At 41.2% G+C, this 25,568-nt stretch carries 25 protein-coding genes and 2 pseudogenes; 14 read left to right on the plus strand and 13 right to left on the minus strand.

Going from position 1 to position 25,568, the window contains the following annotated elements; all coding sequences use genetic code 11:
* Window positions 1–16 precede the first annotated feature (16 nt).
* Window positions 17–856, minus strand: coding sequence for a LysR family transcriptional regulator (locus tag BLW60_RS14895; RefSeq protein ID WP_074718790.1), 840 nt, complete (start codon window positions 854–856; stop codon window positions 17–19).
* A gap of 154 nt (window positions 857–1,010) precedes the next feature.
* Between BLW60_RS14895 and BLW60_RS14900 the strand changes: the two genes are divergently transcribed.
* From BLW60_RS14900 to BLW60_RS14910, 3 genes are read left to right on the plus strand one after another with little or no spacing between them, the layout of a single operon-like run.
* The gene (locus BLW60_RS14900) at window positions 1,011–1,466 is read left to right on the plus strand and encodes a flavodoxin (protein WP_074718792.1); all 456 of its coding nucleotides are present in this window, start codon (window positions 1,011–1,013) and stop codon (window positions 1,464–1,466) included.
* An 18-nt stretch (window positions 1,467–1,484) separates the two neighbouring features.
* Window positions 1,485–2,345, plus strand: a complete 861-nt coding sequence (locus BLW60_RS14905; protein WP_074718794.1) for an aldo/keto reductase — start codon at window positions 1,485–1,487, stop codon at window positions 2,343–2,345.
* Between the two features lie 13 nt (window positions 2,346–2,358).
* Complete coding sequence (locus tag BLW60_RS14910; protein WP_074718796.1) at window positions 2,359–4,110, plus strand: 1-deoxy-D-xylulose-5-phosphate synthase; 1,752 nt, start codon at window positions 2,359–2,361, stop codon at window positions 4,108–4,110.
* Window positions 4,111–4,281: 171 nt separating this feature from the next.
* On the opposite strand, the gene BLW60_RS14915 is transcribed toward BLW60_RS14910, so the two are convergent.
* Window positions 4,282–7,077 carry a CotH kinase family protein gene (locus BLW60_RS14915; RefSeq protein WP_074718798.1) on the minus strand — a complete coding sequence of 932 codons (2,796 nt, stop codon included), beginning with the start codon at window positions 7,075–7,077 and terminating at the stop codon, window positions 4,282–4,284.
* A gap of 902 nt (window positions 7,078–7,979) precedes the next feature.
* On the opposite strand from BLW60_RS14915, the gene BLW60_RS14920 reads away from it, so the two are divergent.
* Genes BLW60_RS14920 through BLW60_RS14935 form a run of 4 tightly spaced genes read left to right on the plus strand, consistent with a single transcriptional unit; the run spans window position 7,980 to window position 11,267 of the window.
* Window positions 7,980–8,336: a TetR family transcriptional regulator gene (locus BLW60_RS14920; RefSeq protein WP_074718800.1), complete on the plus strand. Its 357-nt coding sequence runs from the start codon at window positions 7,980–7,982 to the stop codon at window positions 8,334–8,336.
* 8 nt (window positions 8,337–8,344) lie between these two features.
* Window positions 8,345–8,800, plus strand: a complete 456-nt coding sequence (locus BLW60_RS16340) for a restriction endonuclease subunit S (RefSeq protein WP_278289931.1) — start codon at window positions 8,345–8,347, stop codon at window positions 8,798–8,800.
* A gap of 9 nt (window positions 8,801–8,809) precedes the next feature.
* Window positions 8,810–10,012, plus strand: coding sequence for a hypothetical protein (locus BLW60_RS14930; protein ID WP_074718804.1), 1,203 nt, complete (start codon window positions 8,810–8,812; stop codon window positions 10,010–10,012).
* A 49-nt stretch (window positions 10,013–10,061) separates the two neighbouring features.
* Complete coding sequence (locus tag BLW60_RS14935) at window positions 10,062–11,267, plus strand: hypothetical protein (protein ID WP_074718806.1); 1,206 nt, start codon at window positions 10,062–10,064, stop codon at window positions 11,265–11,267.
* Between the two features lie 230 nt (window positions 11,268–11,497).
* Here the strand turns inward: BLW60_RS14935 and BLW60_RS14940 are convergent, their stop codons facing one another.
* Both BLW60_RS14940 and BLW60_RS14945 read right to left on the minus strand, forming a co-directional pair.
* Entirely contained in the window at window positions 11,498–12,013 is a 516-nt protein-coding gene (locus tag BLW60_RS14940) for a relaxase/mobilization nuclease domain-containing protein (protein WP_074718808.1), read from the minus strand.
* The gene (locus tag BLW60_RS14945) at window positions 12,001–12,273 is read right to left on the minus strand and encodes a hypothetical protein (RefSeq protein WP_074718810.1); all 273 of its coding nucleotides are present in this window, start codon (window positions 12,271–12,273) and stop codon (window positions 12,001–12,003) included. Before BLW60_RS14945 ends, BLW60_RS14940 begins: the two co-directional genes overlap by 13 nt.
* A gap of 684 nt (window positions 12,274–12,957) precedes the next feature.
* Between BLW60_RS14945 and BLW60_RS14950 the strand changes: the two genes are divergently transcribed.
* The 5 genes from BLW60_RS14950 to BLW60_RS16910 all read left to right on the plus strand — a co-directional run bounded on the left by BLW60_RS14950 (window position 12,958) and on the right by BLW60_RS16910 (window position 16,946).
* Window positions 12,958–14,583 carry a hypothetical protein gene (locus tag BLW60_RS14950; protein WP_074718812.1) on the plus strand — a complete coding sequence of 542 codons (1,626 nt, stop codon included), beginning with the start codon at window positions 12,958–12,960 and terminating at the stop codon, window positions 14,581–14,583.
* A gap of 89 nt (window positions 14,584–14,672) precedes the next feature.
* The gene (locus BLW60_RS14955) at window positions 14,673–15,116 is read left to right on the plus strand and encodes a MarR family winged helix-turn-helix transcriptional regulator (protein ID WP_074718814.1); all 444 of its coding nucleotides are present in this window, start codon (window positions 14,673–14,675) and stop codon (window positions 15,114–15,116) included.
* Window positions 15,117–15,138: 22 nt separating this feature from the next.
* On the plus strand, window positions 15,139–15,687 hold the full coding sequence (locus BLW60_RS14960) for a glutathione peroxidase (protein WP_074718816.1): 549 nt from the start codon (window positions 15,139–15,141) through the stop codon (window positions 15,685–15,687).
* 4 nt (window positions 15,688–15,691) lie between these two features.
* Complete coding sequence (locus BLW60_RS14965) at window positions 15,692–16,783, plus strand: radical SAM/SPASM domain-containing protein (protein WP_074718818.1); 1,092 nt, start codon at window positions 15,692–15,694, stop codon at window positions 16,781–16,783.
* A gap of 16 nt (window positions 16,784–16,799) precedes the next feature.
* Window positions 16,800–16,946 carry a hypothetical protein gene (locus tag BLW60_RS16910; protein WP_175460952.1) on the plus strand — a complete coding sequence of 49 codons (147 nt, stop codon included), beginning with the start codon at window positions 16,800–16,802 and terminating at the stop codon, window positions 16,944–16,946.
* Between the two features lie 181 nt (window positions 16,947–17,127).
* On the opposite strand, the gene BLW60_RS14970 is transcribed toward BLW60_RS16910, so the two are convergent.
* The 3 genes from BLW60_RS14970 to BLW60_RS16915 form a co-directional block, all read right to left on the minus strand.
* Window positions 17,128–17,850, minus strand: coding sequence for a putative ABC transporter permease (locus BLW60_RS14970; protein WP_074718820.1), 723 nt, complete (start codon window positions 17,848–17,850; stop codon window positions 17,128–17,130).
* Between the two features lie 320 nt (window positions 17,851–18,170).
* A complete protein-coding gene (locus BLW60_RS14980) occupies window positions 18,171–18,512 on the minus strand; it encodes a hypothetical protein (RefSeq protein WP_074718824.1) in 342 nt (113 codons plus the stop codon).
* Between the two features lie 71 nt (window positions 18,513–18,583).
* Window positions 18,584–18,751, minus strand: coding sequence for a hypothetical protein (locus tag BLW60_RS16915; protein ID WP_175460953.1), 168 nt, complete (start codon window positions 18,749–18,751; stop codon window positions 18,584–18,586).
* 212 nt (window positions 18,752–18,963) lie between these two features.
* Between BLW60_RS16915 and BLW60_RS14985 the strand changes: the two genes are divergently transcribed.
* Both BLW60_RS14985 and BLW60_RS14990 read left to right on the plus strand, forming a co-directional pair.
* The gene (locus BLW60_RS14985) at window positions 18,964–19,539 is read left to right on the plus strand and encodes a TetR/AcrR family transcriptional regulator (protein ID WP_074718826.1); all 576 of its coding nucleotides are present in this window, start codon (window positions 18,964–18,966) and stop codon (window positions 19,537–19,539) included.
* 529 nt (window positions 19,540–20,068) lie between these two features.
* The gene (locus BLW60_RS14990; RefSeq protein WP_074718828.1) at window positions 20,069–20,668 is read left to right on the plus strand and encodes a TetR/AcrR family transcriptional regulator; all 600 of its coding nucleotides are present in this window, start codon (window positions 20,069–20,071) and stop codon (window positions 20,666–20,668) included.
* Between the two features lie 171 nt (window positions 20,669–20,839).
* Here the strand turns inward: BLW60_RS14990 and BLW60_RS16920 are convergent, their stop codons facing one another.
* The 6 genes and pseudogenes from BLW60_RS16920 to BLW60_RS15015 all read right to left on the minus strand — a co-directional run.
* Window positions 20,840–21,007, minus strand: a complete 168-nt coding sequence (locus BLW60_RS16920; protein ID WP_175460954.1) for a hypothetical protein — start codon at window positions 21,005–21,007, stop codon at window positions 20,840–20,842.
* 184 nt (window positions 21,008–21,191) lie between these two features.
* On the minus strand, window positions 21,192–21,512 hold the full coding sequence (locus BLW60_RS14995) for a hypothetical protein (protein ID WP_074718830.1): 321 nt from the start codon (window positions 21,510–21,512) through the stop codon (window positions 21,192–21,194).
* A 1,086-nt stretch (window positions 21,513–22,598) separates the two neighbouring features.
* Window positions 22,599–23,417 carry an aminotransferase-like domain-containing protein gene (locus tag BLW60_RS15000; protein WP_242872897.1) on the minus strand — a complete coding sequence of 273 codons (819 nt, stop codon included), beginning with the start codon at window positions 23,415–23,417 and terminating at the stop codon, window positions 22,599–22,601.
* A gap of 40 nt (window positions 23,418–23,457) precedes the next feature.
* A pseudogene (gene pdxT / locus BLW60_RS15005) lies at window positions 23,458–24,033 on the minus strand (pyridoxal 5'-phosphate synthase glutaminase subunit PdxT).
* A pseudogene (locus BLW60_RS15010) lies at window positions 24,033–24,683 on the minus strand (pyridoxal 5'-phosphate synthase lyase subunit PdxS); the annotation flags it as partial. The pseudogenes pdxT and BLW60_RS15010, both read right to left, overlap by 1 nt.
* A gap of 195 nt (window positions 24,684–24,878) precedes the next feature.
* On the minus strand, window positions 24,879–25,568 hold a 690-nt coding region (locus tag BLW60_RS15015; RefSeq protein WP_139283394.1), incomplete at its 5' end, for an AMP-binding enzyme.

Raw genomic sequence — 25,568 nt, forward strand, 5'->3', positions numbered from 1 at the left:
AGTAAAAACTTAGCTATTATAATACTTTATACAGCTGTCCGAACTGTTTATCATTCTCCTTCAGACAGACAAGGAAATATCTCACCTCAGCCTCTTCGTCTGTAATGGGGACTTGAATGCGGTCTGAACTGTTTCCGAAAAACTCATTTGCAGTATCTGTGCTAAATGACGGGAGGACAGAGGCATTGACGATCTCGTCAAAAGTAAAGCGGTCATTTTGGATCAGAAATCTGGAATGCGGCATCTTTCTGACGGCCATATCGTGCCAGAATCCGATCTCCGACATCAGCAGGAAGCTCTCGCCGTCAAGGTCGGAGAAGGACAGCGCGGCTTCATTTGCAAGCCTGTGTGTCGGCGGCAGCGAGAAGAACAGCTTTTCCGTTCCACAGGCAGTGCTGATATAGTGTTTATCCTCGGGATGAAAATGCAGCACGATCAGCTGATACTGTCCGTTGTGGAGACCTTCCAGCAGTTCCGTTTCCTCCGTGATCTCCGTTTGTATCGTCATGGTCGGGTATAATTGCGACAGAAGCGGAGTCAGTTTCCATATGGGTGCGGGCGCACAGACACCAAGCGAAATCGTCCTGCGGCTGCGGTCAAAGTCACGTACCTGCTTTGCAATGCCATCAATCTCTGACAAGGCTTTCCTGGCAAGCTCAGCGGTCAGTATGCCGTTTTCGTTGAGCTCCAGTTTATTGCGGCTGCGTACAAACAGCGGTACACCAATCTCTTCCTCCAGTTTTCTCATATTCCGACTCAGTGCTGGCTGCGAAAGATACAGCCGTTCGGCAGCTTCGGAAAGTGTGCCGTATTCTTTGAATGCGGCAAGCTGACGCAGAAGATATAACTCACACATATCATCACCTCAGTATGATTTTGATTTATAGCAGTATCCGATATTAGCATTGTAAAAATCCAAAATAGTATGCTATAATATGCTTGTAACATGATATCTGTTCTGATTATAACACAAACCAGTATCAAAATCAATACCGGAAAAGAGGGATCATATGCCGGAGAGAAAATTTCTGACTGTATTCTTTTCATGGGGCGGACACACAAGAAAGACTGCCAAAATGATCGCAAAAACAACAAGCGGCGATCTGTTTGAGCTGAAACCGGAAAAAGCGTACTCAAAAATATACCCCATCTGTGCGGCACAGGCGAAAAAAGAACGTGACAAAGACACACGACCTCCCTATGTAGGTGGTATTGCGGATATATCACAGTATACCGACATTGTGATCGGTTATCCGGCATGGTGGTATACCTGCCCGATGATCGTGCTGAGTTTTCTTGAGCAATACGACCTGACCGGTAAAAATGTATATATTTTCAATACCCACGGCGGAAGCGGTTCTGTCGGCACGGACGATATCAAGAAGCTGTGCAAGGGAAATGTCCACAAAAGCATTGACGGAAATCACCTGACAGAAGCTGATGTCAGAGAATGGCTGAACCTATAAGACAAGGAGGAACTTATTATGGAATTCGTAACACTGAACACAGGAGCAAAAATGCCGATTGAGGGCTTCGGCGTATTTCAAGTGCCCGATGCGGCTGTCTGCGAACAGGCTGTATATGATGCAATCAAGACAGGATATCGCCTTATCGACACTGCACAAGCCTATATGAATGAAGCGGCTGTCGGAAAAGCTGTCCACCGTGCGATTGCTGACGGACTTGTAAGCCGTGAGGAACTATTCATCACCACGAAGCTGTGGGTATCAAACATGAAAACAGAAGACGGCGCCTATGCTTCTCTGAAGAAATCTCTTGCAAAGCTTGATATGGAGTATATTGATCTGATCCTGATCCATCAGCCTATGGGCGATTATTTTGCAGGCTACCGTGCGCTTGAAAAAGCTTACAAAGAGGGTTGGGTAAAGGGGATCGGCATATCAAATTTCTATCCTGCTATTCTTGCAAATTTCTGTGAGAATGTAGAAATCATGCCTGCTGTCAATCAGGTTGAACTGCACCCGTTCTTTACGCAGGACAGTGCGATCACGCTCATGAAGGAATACGGTATCGCACCACAGGCATGGGGACCTCTCGCAGAGGGCAGACACGGTATCTTCACCCACCCTGTACTGACGGAGATCGGATCAAAATATGGTAAGACCGCTGCACAAATTGCGCTGAAATGGAATGCTCAGAGAGGTGTTTCGATCCTGCCAAAATCCGTTCATGTGGAACGTATGGAGCAGAATTTTGACATCTGGGACTTCACCCTTTCAGACGAGGATATGCAGAAGATCGCGGCACTTGATCTTGGGCACAGCGAGATAGTTGACCACAGCGATCCTGCATTCGTAAAGATTATAAATGGTTTCAAGATCTGAGGAGGATAAAACTATGTACTTAGAAAATATCAACGGCCCTGCCGACATCAAAAAGCTGGAGGTTTCTCAGCTTCAGGTACTTGCAGATGAGACAAGAGCCGCACTCATCAATAAGATCAGCAAAGCCGGCGGACATCAGGGACCAAACCTCGGTGTGGTGGAGTTGACTGTGGCATTTCATTATGTATTCGATTCCCCGAAGGACATGATCGTTTTTGACGTATCCCACCAGTGCTATCCGCACAAGATTCTGACCGGAAGAAAAGAGGCATTTCTGGATGAGACGCATTTCGGCGATGTGACAGGCTATACTAATCCGAATGAAAGTGAACACGATATGTTCATTGTCGGTCATACTTCGACCTCTGTTTCTCTGGCGCTCGGACTTGCAAAGGGACGCGACCTGAATCAGCGCAGTGAGAATATCATCGCACTCATCGGCGACGGTTCCCTTTCTGGCGGCGAGGCGCTTGAGGCTCTCGACTACGCAGGAGAGTACGACAGGAACCTCATTATCATCGTGAATGACAACGACCAAAGTATCGCTGAAAATCACGGCGGACTCTACAAAACGCTGAAAAAGCTCCGTGAATCAAACGGCACTGCCGAGGACAATCTGTTCCGTGCAATGGGACTGGACTACCGCTATCTCGATGACGGTCACGATACCACAAAGCTTGTTGAACTGTTTGAGAGTGTGAAGGACATCGACCACCCTGTTGTGCTGCATATCCACACGATCAAGGGAAAAGGTCTGCCCTATGCAGAAAAAGACCGTGAAAGCTGGCACGCAGGCGGTCCCTTCCATGTTGAGGACGGCTCTCCGCTGTATCCTTATGAGGACGGCGAAAGTGTCATGTTCAACTGCCTGAAAGAAATGCTGGACACGAACGGGAATGCCATTGTTCTGAACGCCGCAACTCCTATGGGACTGGGCTTTGTTCAGGGTGTCCGTGAGGAATATGTTGACCGCGGACAGTTCATTGACGTCGGCATCGCAGAGGAAAACGCAGTCGCTATGGCAGGAGGTATCGCAAGAAACGGCGGCACGGCGGTATTCGGCACATTCGCTCCTTTCTATCAGCGTACATACGACCAGATGTCACATGATGTGTGTCTGAATGACAGTCCTGCAACTTTCCTGATACTTAGCCCCGGTGCCTACGGTATGAATTCCAATACGCATATTGCGCTCTGCGATATTCAGATGTTTGCTCATATCCCGAATCTCATTTATCTTGCACCCGCAAGCAATGAGGAATTCGTGCAGATGTTCCGCTATGCAACCACGCAGAAGCAGCACCCTGTTGCGATCAGAGTGGTGGACAATCTGAAATCGACAGGTGTCGCTGACGATACTGATTACTCAGTTCTGAAAAACAAGATCGAACGCAAGGGCAGCAAGGTCGCACTCTTTGCAGTGGGCGGACTTGTTCCCATGGCACTGGAAGCGGCTGACAAGATCAAGGCTCAGACCGGTACAGAGATCACGGTCATCAATCCGAGATTTGTCAGCGGTGTAGACGAGGATCTTCTTGATTCACTGAAAAAAGACCACAGCCTTGTCATCACCATTGAGGACGGTGAAGTTATGGGCGGCTACGGACAGAATATTGCAGCATTCTACGGCGATTCTGATATGCGGGTACGCTGCCGTGGCATTTCCAAGGCGTTCCACACGGAATTCAAGGCTGAGGAACTGCTTGATGCTCATGGTATTTCCGTGGATAAGCTGACTGCTGAGATAATCTGTGCGTTGAAATAATAATCTATTTCACATGAAAAGAAGTTCGCTTATTAAAGGACTACCAATATGAAGGTCTGCGACTTTTCTGAAAGTTTGTTTCAAGACATGTGTGACGGTCAGCATTGAAAAGTGAATATAATGATAGCATCAAAAACGGCACTTCAGAAAGAGAAGTGCCGTTTTTTCATATCAATTGATGCAAATAAGTGAGAAATCAGAAATACGATATATTCCGGTTCCCTTATCCAGTCCGATAAGGAACTTGACATTGTCATCTGACTGAGTCATAGTTACTGTGTCAGTGATAGTCTGAACGTTAGGAGTGAACGTATGCTCATGGTAGGAATAGCTCTTATACTCTCCGTAGCCCTGCTGGAACATCGTATAAGTGTTTATGTTCTGTGAAGTACTGATCTTGTAAGTCATGCGGTAAGTCTTTCCTGCCTGAAGTGAAACTGTGCTGCTGCTTACCTGCGCATACTGCCCTGTCTTTGATACATTGACAGTTATGCTTCCGTCATCATTGTACTCGATAGAGCCGACACCATCATTCATCCAGACGCTCCAGCCGAACTGATCTATCATATTCGGATCGTCCTGCCAGTTATCATTTATTCCATAGAGGAGATTGAGATGGTGTTCTGCATATTTCGCTCTGTTCTTGTAGAAATTGCGGATCATTTTAATGCAACTGTCATAGTTTGAACTTATGCCAAATCTGCGGAAAGTATCATTAACAGCATCTTTTGTTGCGGCAGCATATGAGTCTATCTTTGCTGATACCTTAGAATTATCGAAGTTATCATTCATTATCTCCTTGTATCGGCTATAAAACTGCTGCTTGAATTCGTTATTGTTCATCAGCTTGTTGAATAGTGAGGAAATACTGGTGATTTTTCCTGATTTGTCCATATTCTTGAAGCAGTCACGGCGGAATGAGCACTGTCCGTCATAGCCTGAAGAATACTCCGTATCAAATAGCAGGAAACGCCATTTACCATCCATATATGGATTTGAGCTATCGTTCTCGTCTGAACGCCATATCATCCAGTTATTGCTATTAATAATGCAGTCCCAGTTTGCGATATAGTTTTCAAAAGCGATAAAGTCGATCAAGCCGTTAATATCCAGAGTATCGCATACCCTTTTATAATTTGAAGGATCTGACATATTTGCGGACATAGCCCAGTTCCAGAACTGCTTGAAATCCTGATATGCCGAATCAAGTCCCGAATACTCGTAACCATTCTTTACAGTAGTTATACGGTCGGAATCCACATGATAATGTGATTCAAGATAGTTCTCGTCAAGCTTTTCCTGCATTGAATAGGTACCCCAGAATTCTCCATCTAGGAAGACAATATAATCCTGCTTTGCCTGTTTACCGAGTGATAGTCCTTCTGCGAGGGACTGGTTCAGGTCATCACGGAAACGGCAGTTATCATAAGCATTTCCGCCATTTCGGATAGTTACCTTTTTATATTCCTTGATCTTTGCGCCGTCAATATCTGTGGCACCGCCCTCGAAGAAATCATACTGCATTTTATTTGCACCGTAGTCACGGCGTGCATAGAACGTCATGCTCTTTTGAGGGAATGCGGCAGACCAGTTTCCAGCTATGCGGACTCCAACATCTTCTGTAAACTTGAGCTTACCCTGTTCAAATACTTGTATATTGCAGGGGCGCTCCCATTCCTTGCCCTCCGAGTTGTAATTCGTCGGATTTTCGTTGCTTCCCACATCAAGATTGGGATCAAAGCTGCCACTGTTCTTCCAGCGGTAATACTGATCACCGATCATATATATACCTTTTTCCTTATCAAAGAAATTACTGCTGTCAGTGGAGATTGAAAGCACTTTCATATCATTGTAATATGAGGCGTTTTTTCCGACAAAGTAACTGTTTGTTGCTACGTCGCTGTAAAGTCCGTTGCTGTCCCTGCATACCGCTCTAACTACCATGCCCTTATCCACTGCGAAATTCGGAGGCTCATAGCCTCTGAGAGAAATATCACGGATAGAAGCGAGCTGATTGGTATCATTGGTGTTATTGCGTATGCTGATACTTCCCTGATACTGTTTTGCTGAACCCGAGGTGCGCGGATCCGAACCGTCAAGTGTATAAAGCACAGTGGAGCCGCTGCTGCCTGAAATAGCAAGATCGAATGTAGAATCATAGAAGCCTCCTTCTGATGAGAATACAGGCTTTTCAACACGGTATACCACTTCAGCTGAGCTGTTAGAAGCTCCGGGTGTGGGCTTCAGTAATGCCAGACTGTCAGAGCCGTCGGGGGTTCTTCCGAAGGTAACATCAGTATCAAGCTCAGGGAGCTCAAGCTTGTCAAGCTCCGTACCGTCAGGTGAAGTCAGGTATATGGTTTCTCCTGTTGCGCTAATTTTAAAAGCAGCATGAAGCTCACCTGTTGCTGAGTCGGTATCATCACAGAAAATGATGATATATTTACCGACGCCAAGCGTCGTTCCCTGTGGAAATGTGAACTTGTAACGGTTTTTGTCACCGTCTGAAACTCCGATTCCGCTGAGATCACAGACATTGTCACCCGCATTATACAATTCGATCCAGTCGGGTGATGTTCCATCAGCTGCCTTTATTGATTTTTTGTTTGTAGAGCATACTTCGTTGATATATAGTTCCGATATACCGCTCTGCTGATGGGATACGACCTTTTTTCTCATCTGACACAGGTCAAAAACATCCCATACACCATCATTATTAAGATCATACTGTTTTCCGTCAAGGTTTTCATCAGTATTTTTTCCGAGCAAATAATTCTGAAAATTCTTCAGATCCTGTTCACGGAATATCTGACAGTTATCTGCCGCCGCAGCTGTCAGTGTGAATTTGTCTGCTCCTCTGTGAGAAGCATATTTTGTGCCGTCATGAACAGCAGTTCCCTGATACGGAACGGCAGATGCCGTCAGAAAGAGAGCTATCAGACCGGACAACAGCTTATTATGCTTCATGGGTTTCCACCTCCTGAAAAATTATGTATTACATTTCGTGCATGATTACACCGTAATTATATGGTATTTTACGCTGTATGTCAAGAGACTTTATAGTGCATTTTGTGCTGAATAAAAAACATAATGTGCAAATATACAAAGGCGTATAAAGCAAACAGATATTATTTATTATGCTTTATACTAAGAAGTCTTCGTTTTAGTATCCGTATGCATAAAAAATCTTATTGAGGCATATCCACATGAGAAGTGAAGCGCAAATGGCGATACATTGCAATGGGATTTGATTTGCAAAAGGTTTACAGATTGACTTTTCGGGGCTTTTTGATATAATAAAAATGGAGTCAGTAATTACAGGCGTCTTCATTTTTATTATAGTATTTAAGCAAAATATGCAGGAAATATCAATATTTCAATAATTGAAAGAGAGCAGCTAGAACAGAAATGGTTTCCATTCAGAATAATTCTATTCCACTCATTTATTCCACACGAAAAGTATAAAAGGCTATAAATAGGCGAAAATAGCCATTTAAAAATATTCGAATCCCTCTCTGTCCGTTCTTTTAAAGAAGCCTGTATTTCGAGAAAAGCACCGAAATACAGACTTTTCTCATGCCTGTAGAAAGCTATTTGAACTGCATTTTTGCAGTTGCGTGTGAAGAAAAAACAGGCAAAATTCACACGAATTCACACGAAATTCACACGAAGAAAAGGCGATATAATGTTATGAAAGAAGCCAGCTCCCACAAGGGAGCTGGCTTTCGTTTAATAAATCAACTACCTCCGCATAGAAATCAGGTGTAATGATCAGCATTGAAAAGTGATTAAATACGAGAATCCCCGTATCATGTGATGCGGGACTCTCCCTTTTCTGCTGGTTGACCTTTCTCCGGTGGTATGTTATAATGGTAAAAACAAATGACCGAGGTGTTACCATGAAACGCAAAACAGCCAAAGAAATACTCGCCGAATCATTCCGCGAGCTTGCCGGGACAGTTCCGATAGACAAGATAACCATTAAGGATATTGTGTATAACTGTGATTATTCTCCTGCAACATTTTACCGTCACTTCAAGGACAAGTATGATCTGATCGCCTATGACTATGTTCAGCGCACCTCGGAAATCATAGTAAAGTTCGGCACAGAAGGATATGAGTGGAAACAAATCGTGACCGACTGTATGCGTTTTTTTGATGAAAACAGAAAGTACATGAAAAATCTCCTTCTGCATACAAGCGGTATGGATTCATTTGTGCGGTAGGCGAGTGCATAACACTTCAATCAGGACAGGATTTCAAACCTTCTGATTATAATGCTGATAACATTGGCACTCCGTATCTGACAGGTGCAAGCAATATCGCTGAAAATGGAGATTTAATTATCAATAGATGGACCGAAAAGCCAACTTGTATCGCAAATACAGATGATGTTCTGATTGTATGCAAAGGCTCTGGATATGGAAAAATAACTATCTGCACTATTGATTATGCTCATATAGCAAGGCAGTTTATGGCTGTAAAAAAGAGTGAATTCATAGATACGAAGTTTATGAAACTATTTCTTGTATCAAAGCTATCTGTTATTAAGAATAACGGGCAAGGGCTTATACCAGGAATAGACAGACCGTCAGTATTGAATTTACCGTTCCCACTCCCACCCCTCGCCGAGCAGAAACGCATTGCTGATGTGCTGGAGAGGGCGTTGGGGGCTATAGATAAGGGTTAAGGAGGATTTATGAGACATTATTCAGCTAAAAAAATACTTGAATTGCCACGTTTATCACATTTATTATATGATGCTCAGGATAACTTCACGCCTGAAAAGCTTATTACAGACTTAGGTTTGTATGAAGGAGTATTGATTGATACATCAAATATCTCATGGAAGACATCATTTAGGCATTCTCCTCCACTGGGAAAAGATCTTACTATTGTAACTAACGTATATGTTAGTGAAGAGGTTAAGGCTTTGCATAGATTCCTTTTCTTAAAAGAGAATATCATGCTTCCATGTGCTGAATGCAAAAGAGTCCAAGTATTTTCGCCAATGATTACTATTAATCCTCAACAGTTGGATACTATTACTCTCAAAGACAATTATGAAGTGCCATATAATAAAACAGTTATTGTACCTATTGATCAAGGAATGTATCCAGCAGGAACTTCAACAACACGAAACATATTTGATCCATTGAGGGCATTATATTGTTCTGGAAAAGATGAAATGGATTTAATCGGGAATCAACAAGTAAATGAGGAAGATATAGACACTAATCAAGCTGCTTTGTCTTGTGTTGAGGGAATAAGCCAATATTTCAGCGAATTAAGACGTGATTTTGTCTGTTCGTTAGATAAAAGCCATCACGTCACTGCATATTACATTATTCACAAAGCTACAGCTGTTTGCAAGGATAAGCGCGAATCTGATGAATACGAAAAATTGAAGTATTGTCTTGTTCTTGAAAAGGTTGGTCAGGAACCGTCCATGGCTGATCTTCAGATGTTTGATATTGAAAAGTACAATAAAGTATTGTCCAGTGACAGTTTCAGAGACTTTTCAATGGCTTTAGGTTTGCATGCTTCAGGAGTAGGTTGCGGCTCTCTTTTATATCTCCGACGCATATATGAAACGCTTATAAAAAATGCTCAGGATAAGTGCTCTAAGCTGCCAGAATGGGACGAAGAGGAGTATAACAAAAGGCGGTTTAATGAGAAAATAGAATACTTAGAATCGCTTGGAGAAAAAATTATTCCTGACGACTTATCAGGTGTCAAAGACAAGATTTATGGTTGGCTTAGTAAAGGCGTCCATGAATTGTCAGAGCAAGCTTCAAAAGAACTGTTCCCATCTCTTAAATACTCTATTGAGCTTATCCTTGATGAACAGATAGCTCAGAAGGAAAAGGAAGATAAACTGAAGGAATTAAAAAAACGCTGAATAAGTAAAAATATGCCTTTGGTAATACCGTAATCTGTGAGGTCTATGTATGCTGGCTAAAAAGGATGTTGAATTAAAATGCCTGAATACCGCTATTGAAAACTGTCTCTCTCAAAAGGGTGACAGCAAACGTATCGGCAAGCTGATGTCAGGCATAGACGTTGATCGTGAATCTGATGAACGTCCTGACTTCATACGCTATGTAGCTCCTGCCAATAAGAACGATAGAGGTATAGTAGTAGGTATCGAGCATTTCATGGTTGACCACCTCTCTAAGGAAAAGCAGAGTAAAAAGAAGACAAAGTACCAGTCTATGGGACGAATTCATCAGAGCAACACACTCGCATACTTTAATAAATGGCAAGAGAAGGTGCTTAACTCAGAACATATTCCTGATGAAGCGATAACCGGCCTTTGCGATACATTAAGCGCCCACTTCAATAATTCTGCTTACGCTACCATCAAGACTTTCTATTATAGCTTCAAATCTGCTTTAGATACCCATATGGCAAGCATAGACGAATACAAAAGAGCTATCAAGGTTGAAGCTGATAAGAGAAATGCTGATAATAGGCTTATTATTCTTATAGAAGTGCATTCAGCATTTCAGAACCTTTTCTTTCATCACAATGGGAAGGTGCATTACGAAAATACACCTGTATTACTTGTTCTTGACGAGTTCATTCAACTCCTTGAAAAAGCAGACAAAAGAGTGGACTATTATGTTCTGACATTTGGAGATACGCTTGATACCAGTACACGAATAGTTACTATCAATGCCAAAGATATTCGTGGTTCTCTTAAAAAGCAGCATATTCCTATATACCATTACTGTGGTGCCGATTTGTATCTTCCCAAAGATTTGGCCTTTGTTAATGACTATAGCATGGAAATGAAGCATGAAGAACATGGTGAAGAAATAACTTTTCAAGCATTTCCTACAATGAGCACAATGCGTCCGGAATACAAGTTGAAGTTCATATACAGCGCACTAAGAATGGTCTATTACTATTATGCGAAAAAAGAGCCTGTGGTATTGGATTTGGATGTTGAGAGAACACTTGAGATTTTATTTTCATATATCGTGAGTTGGCGCAAATGCAAAGATGATAATTGGAGTTATGAGCCAGTATGTTTGGTAACTCCTACGGTAGATTATATTGAAAAAGCTTTTGATGCATTTGATAAAAGATGGAAAATTAGCGAAATCCTTAATCAAGACCTTGTATCTTTATTAGATTCATACGATAAATAGGACACGTTTTCACACTGGGAAGCGCGTCCTTTTGCTTTTCTCAACCAGTTAGTCACAGCAGCAGTTTCTTTCAGAATATTGGCATTTCCATTGATAGTAAACAGCATCAAACAGCCGATCTCCCCTTGAGGGGAGACCTTTTCATATATCAGTATAGATACAGCTGTTTGATTTCTTATTCAGAATTGTCGTTATAGGCTTTCTTGTTTTACTTCTATTCTACGTTGTTTTTACTTTGTGGGATCCTCATACTTGATTTCAGTCTTACAGAAGTTTCCGGTCAGGTTGTGAATGAATATTGCTAACTGTCCGAGTTCATAAATACCGCTGTGATAGAGCTTTCCGTTATAGATATCCACCGTGTTTACAACAAAATGAGCATGGTAGAGTGAACCTCCCTGGTTTTCATAATGAACAGCTGTTATTACCTGATAGTTCTTTCTAAGGTGCTGTGCGATTATCTCTGTAAGATTGCAGGCTGTTATTGAGTCAAACACCTTGTTTTTATCAAATGACACAACAAGGTGCATTACTGGATTATCGCCAGTTTTTCCGAAATACTCCTTCACTCCATACATCTGGGTGTATGTATATTTCGGGTTGGTATCGCATACGCCATAGCCTTTGGTCAGTATAAGTTTTTCTCCAGGTTCAAGCTTATCCTTATACACGTAATTCACGCAATGTCTGAAGTAGCCTGCTCCATCGCCGTTATCTGTTATACGTTTCTGAGTTAATATGTCCATAACTTATTACCTTCCTTTTCAAGTTCTTTTGCTTCCTGTTCGGAGTATTTTTCCAATTTCTTCACAGCTTTGTTTGTAAAGTCCTGAACCGCTGCCATGAATGACGGTTTGTTGTCGCTTCCAGGATGTTTCAGCCTTTCGTTCATCACGGCATTAGGTTTAATGCCACGATTCTTAGCCTCTTCTTCAATTTCATTTGACAAAGCTTCTGTCATAAGTACCGTTTTGCGTACGGTCTTTTTCTCTTCGGGTTTTCTCATACGAAATTTCCTTTCAACTATAGTATAAATCTGGCGCGGATATTGCTATCTGACTTTAAACAACTCAGTGAAGTCCAAGAAGTATGCAGATCGAATGGACGGGTTGGTGGGTTGAATCGAAGGATCTTGTGACTTGTGACAGTTGCTTCAGTACTGTACTCATGACTTGAATCATCATATCTATCATATCACATGTACCATATCAAGAGTTCTTCTGTTGATACTAGTTCCTTCGACCTGAACCTCTAAGACTACACTGAGAATACAGGTCGCTTCGCTCCAGATTATCATATAGTAATACTTTTTTACAAAAAATATCATGAATCTATGTCGCCCGTAAGGGCGGTTCAATAGTCACTACATTGCTTCTGTTTTTTCATTCAGTTTCTTCTCATTAGTTGAGAACTATCAATCAGCCTCTTTACTTCAATGAAGGAACATGTTATAATTTAAGTAAAAAATGATGGTTACTCTCACTCTCTCAGCTTTGAAGAGAGTAACCACAAAAAACACATTTGGTGGTCCGATTACGCTTTTTGAAAATTTTGAAATCCAAAAATTCTCAAAAAGAGGCTGTTTTTGAGAAAAATGCAATTTGAATTTTTAGAAAAAACGTAATTGCTATGAAAAAATGTATTTTAGGGTTCGCTCGAGAGATAGCATATCAATCAAGGAGGCTTGACTGTGACACAGTATGAAAGCTTAAAAGATTATCTTAACTTTAACAGGAAAGATGAGATTTTACAAAAAGTGAATGATTATATCCAAGCTGATAGTAATGCCAAAGGCAATTGCTGTTTAAAAGATATTACAATAGTCAATGTTCGTTGTGTTCCGGAAATTGAACCGAATGCAATGGTTTTTATGGACGTATGTGCTGAGGTGTACAACAAAATCAAAAACAACGTTTCCTCAGCGTATTACAATATCTCTTTCAGCGGAAATGTATTAACAGGCTTTTCAGGTCTAAATCTTATCTTCTCTGCAGAGATCTCTGAAAGGGAACTAAAAGAAGACATACCCGCAATGTTCGGATTACCTGATATCTCTAGGGATTCACTTGAGAAAGAATCAGAAAAGATACATAGAGTTCTTTGTTATCGAATCAAAAAAAATCCCGAACACAAGTATTGGTTTCCGGTTATTGATATTAAGGAAAAATACAATCTTAATATGTGGACAGCTATACTTGAAGAAGGTATCCTAGGGCAAATACACTTCAAATCATCAACTGCAGATATTTATGATATCCGGAATATGAACAAATGCTTCACTGATGAACATATTCCTGCAAACTCAATCCTTCTCAACAGCGATTACTATAAAGGAAATGGCAACCGCCATGATGATATCATTGTAGCTACGCATGAGCTTATTCATTGGAACCAACATAAACTGTATTTTTTTATTAGTCAACTTCTTGAAGATGACAAAAAACCTATGAACTGCACATCTAAGCCAATTACCTTGGATGATTCCATGTCACTGAAAGAGAGAGCTTACTGGTACGCAGAATGGCAGGCTAACGAGCTTGCTATTCGTGTGGCTATGCCTAAGCATCTTGTTGAGATGGCTATCGAAGAGTATAATAATGATGAAAGTCTAAATAATCCTAGTGATATACCTTTCAGCGGAATGTACTATCAGAACATGATATACAAGCTTTCGTGGGACTTTAATGTTCTTGAAGGAACGGTGAAGGAACGCCTTCGTCAGTTGGGATACGATTACGCTGACGGAACTTTTGTTACTGTTGATGACTGTAGTTATCAGCCGTTCACTTTTCCTCAGGGCACATTAAAAGAGGATGAGACCTTCGTTATCGATCGTGACAACTATGAGAGGTTGTTGCGAGATGATAAGGATTTTGCTGAGCTTATAGAGTCGAAAATATGTGTATATACCGGACATGTTGTCTGTATTAATTCTCCTAAATATATTGACTATTCTATTTGCAGTAAGCAACTTAGATATTCACTATCAGAATATGCCCTTGGTCATGCTGATGAATGCTGTTTAATTTTTACTTCATATACTTCTTATGATACATATAAGCAAATTCCCTTAATGTGGAATTCGTATCTGTGCTGTGATATTATTAGTAATGATAAGGCTTTGCGGTTCAAAGCTGAAGAAAACATGAAGGTCTCGGAGTATCGAGCCAGGCATATTGAAAGAATTAGAAATGATGAAGAAATGTATGGCAAAATATTGAAAGCCGGTAAAGACGAATTTTCTGAGATATTCACATTTATAATGGATAAAGAGTATGTTGATGAGGAATCAGATAAGGTCGCAGCTTTTAGTTAAATATCAAAAATAGTAAAAAAGGACTTGACAAGCGGAGATATATTTGATACAATATAATTGAAAGCAACATAAAATCAGGGAGTGATAAAATGGAATATGACTACAGGGAAGCAATGAAACTTGAAAATCAGCTTTGTTTTCCGCTGTATGCTGCGGCAAGAGCTGTAACGGGGGCGTACACTCCTTACCTGAAAGCACTCGATCTCACCTACACACAATACATAGTTCTTTTAGTTCTATGGGAAAAGGACGGTGTTACAGTAGGTGAGATATGTAAAAAGCTCATGCTTGACAGCGGAACACTTTCGCCGCTGCTGAAAAAGATGAAAACTCTCGGTTATATCGTCAAGCAGCACAGCACGGACGATGAACGTGCAGTCTTCATTTATCTGACTGAACAGGGCAAGGCATTGCAGGAAAAGGCAAAGGATATCCCTTTTAAGGTCGGGCAGTGCGTTAAGATCTCTCCCGAAAAGGCAAAGCAGCTCTATTCGCTGCTTTATGAATTACTTGGATCAAACTTCGAGTTATGATGATGTGAAAGGAGCCTCAATTATGAAAACAGTGTACGATCATACAGTTAAAGACCGCATGGGAAATGACGTAAAACTCAGCGATTATAGCGGCAAGGTGCTGCTGATAGTGAATACCGCCACAGGCTGCGGATTTACTCCCCATTATGAGCCTCTTGAAGCAATGTACCGTGACCTGCGTGATAAAGGTTTTGAGATACTCGACTTTCCCTGCAATCAGTTCGCAAATCAGGCTCCGGGCAGTGCCGATGAGATACAGTCCTTCTGCAAGCTGAAATTCGGTACTGAGTTCCCACAGTTTGCAAAAATAGACGTTAACGGCGAAAATGCAGAACCGCTCTTTGCTTATCTTGCTGCGGAGAAGCCGTTTGAAGGCTTTGGCAAGGGAATTAAATACGCTGCGCTAAGTAAGTTTACAGAGCTGAATAACAAGAAATTCGGAGATAAAGCGTATATCAAGTGGAATTTCACAAAGTTCCTCATAGACAGAACAGGCAAAGTTATTGCAAGATTTGAGCCTACAGCTTATATGAAAGATGTAAGGAAAGCGGTAGAAGAATTGTTGAGGTGATATTATGGGTGGAAAATTTGATCTTCAGGAATATCTCACCGAGGGCGTAGAGCGTATAGTGTCCGAAGCTGTAAAAGCTACACTCAGGAACCCGAAGGAAAGTGCATTTATGCTGAAATTTGCCGCCTCCAGCCGTACAGCTTCAAAAAAGAGAAGGAAAGCTGAGGACAAAGGTGAACATATACCGCCGTTCCTTATCGCAAGTATCACAAGCAAGTGCAATCTTCACTGTGCAGGCTGTTACTCAAGGTGCAATCACGCAACAGTCGATTCCGAACCTGTAAGGCAGCTCACCGATGATGAGTGGCAGAATGTGTTCGATGAAGCCGAGGAGCTCGGTATAAGCTTTATCCTGCTGGCAGGCGGAGAGCCCATGCTGAGACGCGGTGTTATCGAAGCGGCAGGAAAGAAGCAGAATATCTTGTTCCCTATTTTTACAAACGGCACATACCTTGATGAAAAGTATCTGGAACTGTTTGACAAGTGCCGCAATCTCATACCTGTTATGAGTATCGAGGGAAGCCGCGAGCTGACAGATGAAAGGCGCGGCGCAGGCATTTACGACAAGCTTCTCGCCAATATGGACGAGATAAAAAAGCGCGGACTCATATTCGGTGCGTCCGTGACGGTAACTACAAGGAATTACAGGGAAGTGACTTCACAGGCTTTTCTGGACAGTCTTGCGGATAAAGGCTGTAAAGTGGTCATATTCGTGGAGTATGTCCCTGTGACCGAAGAGAGCCGCGAGCTTGCTCCCACAGATACTGAGCGTGAGTTTATGCAGAGCGAGATAATAAGGCTCAGGGAAACTCGTCCCGAAATGGTATACATATCGTTCCCCGGCGATGAGAAAAGCTCAGGCGGCTGCGTTGCCGCAGGCAGGGGCTTCTTCCATATCAATTCCCACGGTGGTGCAGAACCCTGTCCGTTCTCGCCTTACTCAGATATCAACGTAATAGAAAGTTCTTTGAAAGGGGCAATGAATTCGCCGCTGTTCAGAAAGCTTAGAGATGAAGGTTATCTGTTGGAAGACCATGATGGAGGCTGTATCCTCTATGAGAAGCGTGAACTGGTACAGCAGATGATCAACGGATAAAAAGGAGGAAAAGACTATGAAAGGTATCGTTATTTTATTAGTCATCTGTGCAGTAGTTGCTTGCTGCTTTACTCACCGCAGAGTAATAAGAGCACTTATCAAGCATGAACCCATGCCTCCTGCTCCGAAGTGGCACTTCTGGTGCCAAAACAAGCGGAGCTGAATAGAAGATATGAAGTTATAAAAGATTTAAGCGCGTATTGAAAGTCCGTGAGCCTAATACCTTTAGGATAATGATTGGTTTCTGTTTTTTGGAAAGGAAACAGATAATGGTGGGGCTCAACGGACTTTCAATATGCGCCCGTTTTATATGATATTTCATACCAATTGAAAAGCCATGTTTTTTAATTGCTATTATTTTTTTTGCTGAACGACAATTTGTTTTTATACTGTTCCAGAATTTCGGAAAGCGGCTTTTCGGGCTTCAAGGAAAGGAGAAAACGTGGTTTGCGTTGTTTGAAGCCCTCCTGAACATATTTCCGTAAGGACTCCAGATGTATTACGATCTGATTTTCATCAGCAAAACGGCTTATATAATTCATAATATGTGTCGAGTATGCTACATCAATGACAAAGATCCCGTAAAAGAAGCCTATTCCGAATGAAAAGGCAAGGTTGTGGGACAGCCAGTCCAGAGCATTCAACGTATGAGGGTGTATCAGGAAGTAATACACTGCGCTTAAAAGCATCCAGTAAAATGTATATTGAGGGCATATTATCCCGTTAATATTCCACTTGCAGTCAAAGTAATCCCAAAGACGGATATGTGCAACTGATAACATTAGAGTTCCGATCAGATATTCCAAAGCTGTAATTGCTATTGCCATAAGAGCAAATAGTATTAATTTTTCGAGCCACTCAGTCTTAACAGGCAGCGTATGTTCAAGCTGAGTAAGTAAATATAATATACACAGGCTGAAGCCGTAAAGCGGCAGACAAGGTCCCGTAAGAATTCCCGGATTTTCACATTTCTTCTGCGTTACACATCTTCTGAAGAGGACTTCAAGTCCCCAGCCTAACATACTGCCGATCGCAAACAGAAATGTTAAAGTTAGAAATATATTCAATGCTTATCCTCCATCTTAATATATTTGATATACCATATAATTGCTATAATTGAGATCAAAACGAATAAAGCTACAGATAAAAAAAGCAGGAGATGCGGGCTTTGACAGATTATCACACATGATAGTGGAGATAATAATATTCGGCAGCATTCCCAATATACTTCCAAGCATATATTTTGGGGGATCAGCTTTTACTGCGCCGAAATACATACTTACTGCCTCTAATGGCAGAAATAAAAGAGTCCTCAGAAAGAAACTGAAAAAAATGATATTATTGCTCTGCCTTTCCATAAGCAGCGATAATTTTTGGTTTTTCTGTATTATTTTTTTACAGCTTCGGTACCGTAAAAACGTCCCATGAGATAGCCTACGGCAAAGCTTACTGCCGAACCAGCAAGGTTGATGAATAAAGCAGGTATTATTGAAAACTTCATTCCGACAGTTATCTGCAAGACCTTATACGGAAAAATAATAGAAACTGTTTTGAATGCATAGAGCATAATCATTGCTAAAGCGGAAAGAATTTGATTTTTCGGAGAATATTCAGCTATTGCCGATGCAGACATATAATTTCGGTTGCCGATAAGAAACAGAAATAATATGATCCATATTACAGCTGAAAGTGTTTTTACGTACTTTATGATCTTTTCTTTTCTGTTCATACTGTTTACAGGCTGTATCGTCTATAAATTCTTACTGTGCAGGAAGAAAAGGTCTTGTATTGAAAACTGGCTTATTCGGAAAATTCATTTTCATATAAAGCTTTTCTTCTCTTTTTGACCTTGTGAGTATGTATCTGTAAAGATATGATCTCCCATAACATATCTCCCCATAAGCCGATACTGATAATTATTATTGCAGCAGCACCAATTATTCCCATTTTTCTTATTCTCCTTATCATGGTCTCCTCCGAAAGCTGTTTTAGAGATATTCAAATTATATACTTGAATATTATTTCAGACACTTGACATATACCTCATGTGTATATTATAATACAAGTGAGCAAAAAAGTGAACGGACATTTTTGATGCAATATATGGAATTTACCACACTTTGCTTCGCAATTGAGTATTATGCCTCATATTTATAATAATTTGTAGAAGGGTGAGCTTGATGAACGAGGATAAAAAAATCGACAGAAGGATACTCAAGACCAAAAGAGCCATTCGCAATTCCTTTGCCGAGTTGCTCTCTGAAAAGGATCTTAATTCAATTACAGTAAGTGATGTTGCCGATAAGGCTGATATAAACAGAAAAACATTCTATAACTACTATAGCGGGTTATATCAGGTCATCGATGAGATCGAGAATGAATTGATATGTCTGCTTGACAATGAGATCAATGATATTGACTTTCAGGAGGCAATGAAAAATCCGCAGCCTATATTTGAGAAGCTGACGGATATAATAAACAGCGATATCGAGTTTTACGGTTATCTTATGAAATCAAATGGTAATATCAGTCTTGTAAGCAAAATTTCTGAGCTGCTGAAGAGCAAAGTCAAGGATGCATTTGCCAAGCAGATAAGCATTTCCGAGCCCAAGCTTGACCTGATTGTCAATTACTCCATAAACGGTATGTTGAGTGCATATCAGGAGTGGTTTAATTCGGACAGAAAATATCCTCTGGATAAGTTCTCCAACGATGTCGGTACAATTACATTCAAAGGAATAAACGGTTTAGTTTAACTATATGAAACATACAAAATAAAAGTTTGACGTAAAAGCATCATACTAAACAAAGCAGCTCCCTCGTGGGAGCTGTTGCTTTTAAAAAACATTTTATTTTCACGACGACTACTTGGAGTTCAGGTTCAAGTCCGGCGTGACGATCAGTATCGAAATGTGGATAGATAGAGCGAACCCCGCATCACAGTTAGTGGTGCTGGGACTTTTCGTTAGTTAGATTTTTAGAAGTGAGATTTGATTGATATGCTATTACATTGTACCAATAATAAAATGAGAAATCTCTCACTTTATTATTGACAAATGAATAATCATGTTGTATATTTAATGTGAGAGTCCTCTCACATTATTATAAGGGGCGAAAGTGTTAAGGGTGTTGTTCCTATATGCGGCTGCCGTAAGCCGAAGCGGTAAGGGTAAAGCTGACATCGGGAGAAATACGCCGCCTTGAAGAAGCAGCGGATAAATCGGGTGCAAAGGTACTTGGCCCCGATCTTTTCAGATTTGCTGTACTAAAGAAAAGGAGATAATAATGCAAAATACCGCAAAACCCGTTCAGGCAAGGTCTCAGAAAACAAAAGAAAATCTGCTGAAAGCGGCACTTTCAATGTACGAGAAAAAGGGCTATCATAAAACGACCGTTGATGATATAGCGGCAGAAGCGGGAGTATCTACGGGCATAGCATACAGATATTTCAGGAACAAGAAAGATATTCTTCTGTCGGTAATATCCTACGGTGCTGATAATATCGAAAACATAGCTGAGCTCGGCAATACCAAAATTCCCGATGAGATAACGGATATAAGGCAGTATCTTGAAGTTATATTAAAAAGTTTTGAAGCATTCCATAAAAGATACCACGATATTCACGTGGAGCTTGAGGGATTGCTACACACCGATGAAGATGTCAGGATACTGTACAGTGAAATAACAGGAGAAAAAATGAAAATTGTTACATCAAGGCTTTTGGTGTTTATGAACGATGATACTTATATCAGGGAAAAGGCGTATTCTGCGATAGGTATTATGGAACAGCACTGCCATATGATGATGAACAATGAGCTTTACGGACTTGATACCGATGTTATGCGTAATATTGTGATTAATGCGGTGCTTTCCGTTCTAAAATGAGCTTCAGATATTTATAATCCCCCCTCATCAGGCAGGAAACTGAGAAGTTTCTTGCTTGGCGAGGGGGATTTTTTGTTTATAAGGCAATTATAATCACAGTCTGATCGGCTTCTTTTCGACGATCACTTTGACATCCGCTTTTTTGACCATCAGATTGTATCCGCATTTATCTCATCTGTCAAATCCGAGCTTTTCTGCAAGCGCATAATCGCTGAGATATAATTCATATTCATCACCCGCTTCGCGGGCTATGGAAATCTTATAACCTTTATATTCCGCATAGGATTCCAGACTGTAAGCCTCAGAAAGCTCTGTACGATCTACGATTTTTGTATACATTCCAAGATGATACAGATCAACAAATGTATCATCTATTTCATCACCAGAATTGGAGGATAATGAAATTTTACCGTTTGGCTCAAAGCCAATTCTGTGTTATTCTCCATGGTAGACTCCGTAAGTTCCACTAATCATCTTGAACCTCCTGAACGATTATTTCAATATATTTCTCATAATGACCTCGTTAGCCTACTGCATCCATAAGAGCTTTAAGTACAATTATTTCAAGCTTTGAAGCATCAGCAGAATATTCTTTGACTCTTTTCAAAAGGTGTTCCTTTTCGCTCTGATATAAAGATGAAAGATCCATATTTCTCAGCGAATCGACACAAGTTACAAATAATTCCCGATTTGGGGTATCGCTGAGTTTGAGGATCAGTAACAAACTGTTCCTGTTATCAATATCCGACAAGCACTCCACGCAGTGCATTTGAGCTTTTTCAGAGTAATTGTCTATCTTTTCAAACAATTCCATCCATTCCTCATCAGAAAAGCTGTTCAGCATTTCCTGAGTCTCAAAAAGCGCAACATCATACTAATAATCGTCACATGATTTGTCGTTGATACAGATTTCAAATTCTTTGAGCATATATTCACCTTCAATCAGATATATAAACTTATTACATTCATTTTTCTATGTCAATATGTTTATAATATCAGATGTCAAAAATCTTGTCAATAAAAAAGCGCCTTCATACAAAGGGGCATTATAATATTTCAATAGCTCTTGACCTATTGACACATATAAAATCCGTTTCAAATACATCGCATTAATTTTTGAAGTAATACAATAGAAAGCGATGCGATATTGAAAGGGAAGTGGAGCCAGTAAATTCTTATCCTTCTATATTTATTATAGTATTTAAGCAATATATGGGAGCTGATTATATTTGAATAATCGAAACCAAATAGCTATAACAGAAATATCTTTTAATAAGAATAATTCTATTCCATAAAAGTTTCCATACGAAAAAAGGCTATAAATAGCGCGTTACAAAACAGGTATAACTGCATTTTGCAGTAATGTGTGAAAATCAAGAATTTTTCACACAAATAAAAGGCGATATAATGTTATGAAAGCTACAGCTCCCGTAAGGGTGCTGTAGCTTTCGTGTAATATGTATTAACTAAAAATCTGATAATCGTTGCCGTTATTATATTCCTCCAAGAATCCAACTAAACTGATCGACCGTTTATAAAATACTAAACATGATCAGTACTATAGGGCATCCATCTACATTTAATGATTTGCATGATCCAATGCACAGCAATGAAAATTATCATTGGATAAATACACTTGCTGAGATAAATTATTAATGTAAATTAGAATAATATAGTTTCAAGGCTTATTTCTTATCCTGCTGATATTTCTTTCAAATTCACCTGAATCGAGCCACTCTGCCAGAAAGAATTGCTCCAGCATCGGGACAGTGCAGGAATAGAAACTGACGGTTTGCTGATACAGCGGGATAAGTGCAGCCGGAAGAATCATATAACCGGCTCTGAGCGAAGGGGCTATTGTCTTCGAGAATGTGTTGAGATAGATCACATTCTCATCGGAAGTCTGCGAGTAGAGCGTCTGAGGTGCAGTTCATGTCAGAGAGAATTCGGAATCGTAATCGTCTTCGATAATGACTGCATTGTGCTCCTTTGCCCAGTTCAGATACTCCTGCCTTCGTTCGGCTGAGACAGTGATATGGCTTGGAAAGCTGTTGAACGGTGTGACGTGAAGTATACCTGCTTTTGATCGTTTTAGTTCATCGGTCCGTATACCTTCACTGTCCATTGAAAGCAGCTCACAGGATGCGCCGTTGGCTGTATAGACTTCACGTATTTTTCGGTATGACGGGTTTTCCAGCGCAACTGTCCAGTCTCTGCCGAGCATCTGTATACAAAGTCCGTAGAGGTATTCCGCTCCCGAACCGATAACTATCTGCTCAGTTGTGACGTTGATATTCCTGTTTCTTGCAAGATATCGGCATATAGCATCACGAAGTTCAGCACAGCCGTTATTCGGCGACTTCATCAGTATGCGTTCACACTGGTCGAGTATGACCTTTCGCAGCTTTGAAGCAACTGCCGAAAACGGTATATCCTCGTTGTGATAATCAGCAGAATTGTGTTTGGAAGTATTATCCTGCGAATAGTCGTAAAGCGGAAAGCTGTGCTCAGAAACGTACTTTACATAACATCCGCTCCTTGCACGAAGCTCACACAGCCCCTCTTCTGCGAGAAGCTGGTAGGCGTGTTCTGCTGTCACGATACTGACGCCGCTGTCACGGGCAAGCTCACACTTAGAAGGCAGACGTGTTCCCATGGGATATGCACCGTTTACAATCATGTTTCGGATCACTGAATATATCTGTATATATGCAGGCGTCTGACTGTTATGGTCTATACTGATATGCACATCTGCACTTCCTTTCACCGAGATTTATATTACTATTATATCACTTTGCTGCTCTGTTTTCAATCATTCCGAAAAGCATCTCATACACTGCCTTATCGTCTGTCAGTTCGGGATGAAAAGCAGTAGCAAGCTGATTTTTCTGACGCACTGCAACTATTATGTTATCATGTTCAGACAGTATCTCAACATTGTTTCCTGTCTCTGTAACATAAGGCGCACGAATAAACCGCATTGTGATATCACTGTCAGCAAATCTGTCTGTGCAGACGAAACTGCCAAGCTGTCGTCCGTATGCGTTGCGTTTTACTGTAATATCCATAGTTCCGAAACATGGCTCTTCGCCGCTGTCGATATTCTTAGCAAGCAGTATCATTCCGGCACAGGTCCCGAGAACCGGCAGTCCGCTGGCGATCTTCTATTTAAGCGGGTCAAACAGACCAAGATCATGCAGCATCTTTCTCATAACAGTGCTTTCGCCGCCGGGAAGTATCAGTCCACCAAAAGGCTGACTGAGATCGACTGTATTCCTTATCTCAAATGCCTCCGCACCAAGTTTTTCCAAAGCGACAATATGCTCGGCAAATGCTCCCTGTACCGCAAGTACCCCTATACGCATCATTTGCCTCTTTCTGCCATTAAAATGGCTATTTCCTGTTCGTTTATGCCGACCATTACCTCGCCAATACTCGATGACAATTCAGCAAGCAGTTTTGCGTCTTTATAATTTGTAACAGCCTGTACAATAGCGGCGGCACGTTTTTTAGGATCACCTGATTTGAATATTCCAGAACCTACAAACACACCCTCTGCGCCAAGCTGCATCATAAGCGCAGCGTCAGCAGGAGTAGCAACTCCTCCTGCCGCAAAATTCACAACAGGCAGTCTGCCGCTGTCGTGAACCTGTTTTACAAGCTCATAGGGTACTTGCAGACGTTTTGCCTCCTCATATAGTTCATCGTCCTGCAATGACACCACATGACGTATCTGAGAATTCATCATACGCATATGACGTACTGCCTGAACGATATCACCTGTACTGGGTTCGCCCTTTGTTCGTATCATTGATGCTCCCTCTGCAATACGTCTCAGTGCTTCGCCCAGATCTTTTGCACCGCATACAAACGGCACACGGAACTTTGTCTTGTCAACGTGATAGACATCGTCGGCAGGTGAAAGGACTTCACTTTCATCAATGTAGTCGATCTCTATTGCTTCAAGTATCTGTGCCTCTGCAAAATGACCGATACGGCATTTTGCCATGACAGGATTTCAAAAACCTTATTTCTTGTTTTTTTACAGTATAGCAGAAATTGGCCTGACTGCATATACCCAGTTGCGTATTATTTTATCATGCCAGTTCATAATGAGAAATGCTTAACATCAATGCATCACGGAGTTTGATGAGGCTTTTATGACAACTTTATAAAAGCCGCTGTATATACAGCGGCTGATTTTATGTACTTATGCAGTAACGATACTGTCTGCCTTGTGGAGCTTGAGCTTTTCAACGGCCTGCTCTCTCATCTTGTACTTGAGTATCTTTCCTGCTGCATTCATGGGGAATCCTTCTACAAAGTCCACATACTTAGGGCACTTGTGCTTTGCCATTCTTGCAAGGCAGAAGTCCTTTATTTCCTTTTCAGTAGCAGTCTCGCCGTCCTGAAGAACGATACAAGCCATTATCTCTTCGCCGTAATCCTCATCGGGCACGCCTATTACCTGTACGTCCTTTACCTTTGGATATGTGTAAAGGAAGTCCTCGATCTCCTTCGGATAGATATTCTCACCGCCGCGGATTATCATATCCTTGATACGTCCTGTGATCTTGAAATAGCCGTCAGAAGAACGTCTTCTTGCAAGGTCACCTGTGTGGAGCCAGCCCTCGGGATCAATAGCTGCTGCGGTAGCTTCGGGCATCTTATAGTAGCCCTTCATAATATTGTATCCTCTTGCTACGAACTCGCCGTCTACATCATCAGGTACTTCCTGATTTGTCTCAGGATCAACGATCTTGCACTCAACGCCGAATATAGGTCCGCCGACTGTGTTTACACGCTGTTCAAGAGTATCAGTGGTCTTGCTCATAGTAGTTGCGGGAGAAGCCTCGGTCTGACCGTAGGTTATGCATATCTCGCTCATGTGCATCTTCTC

The organism is Ruminococcus flavefaciens, from assembly GCF_900108555.1.
In the GTDB taxonomy this organism is placed as follows: Bacteria; Bacillota; Clostridia; order Oscillospirales; family Ruminococcaceae; genus Ruminococcus; species Ruminococcus flavefaciens_P.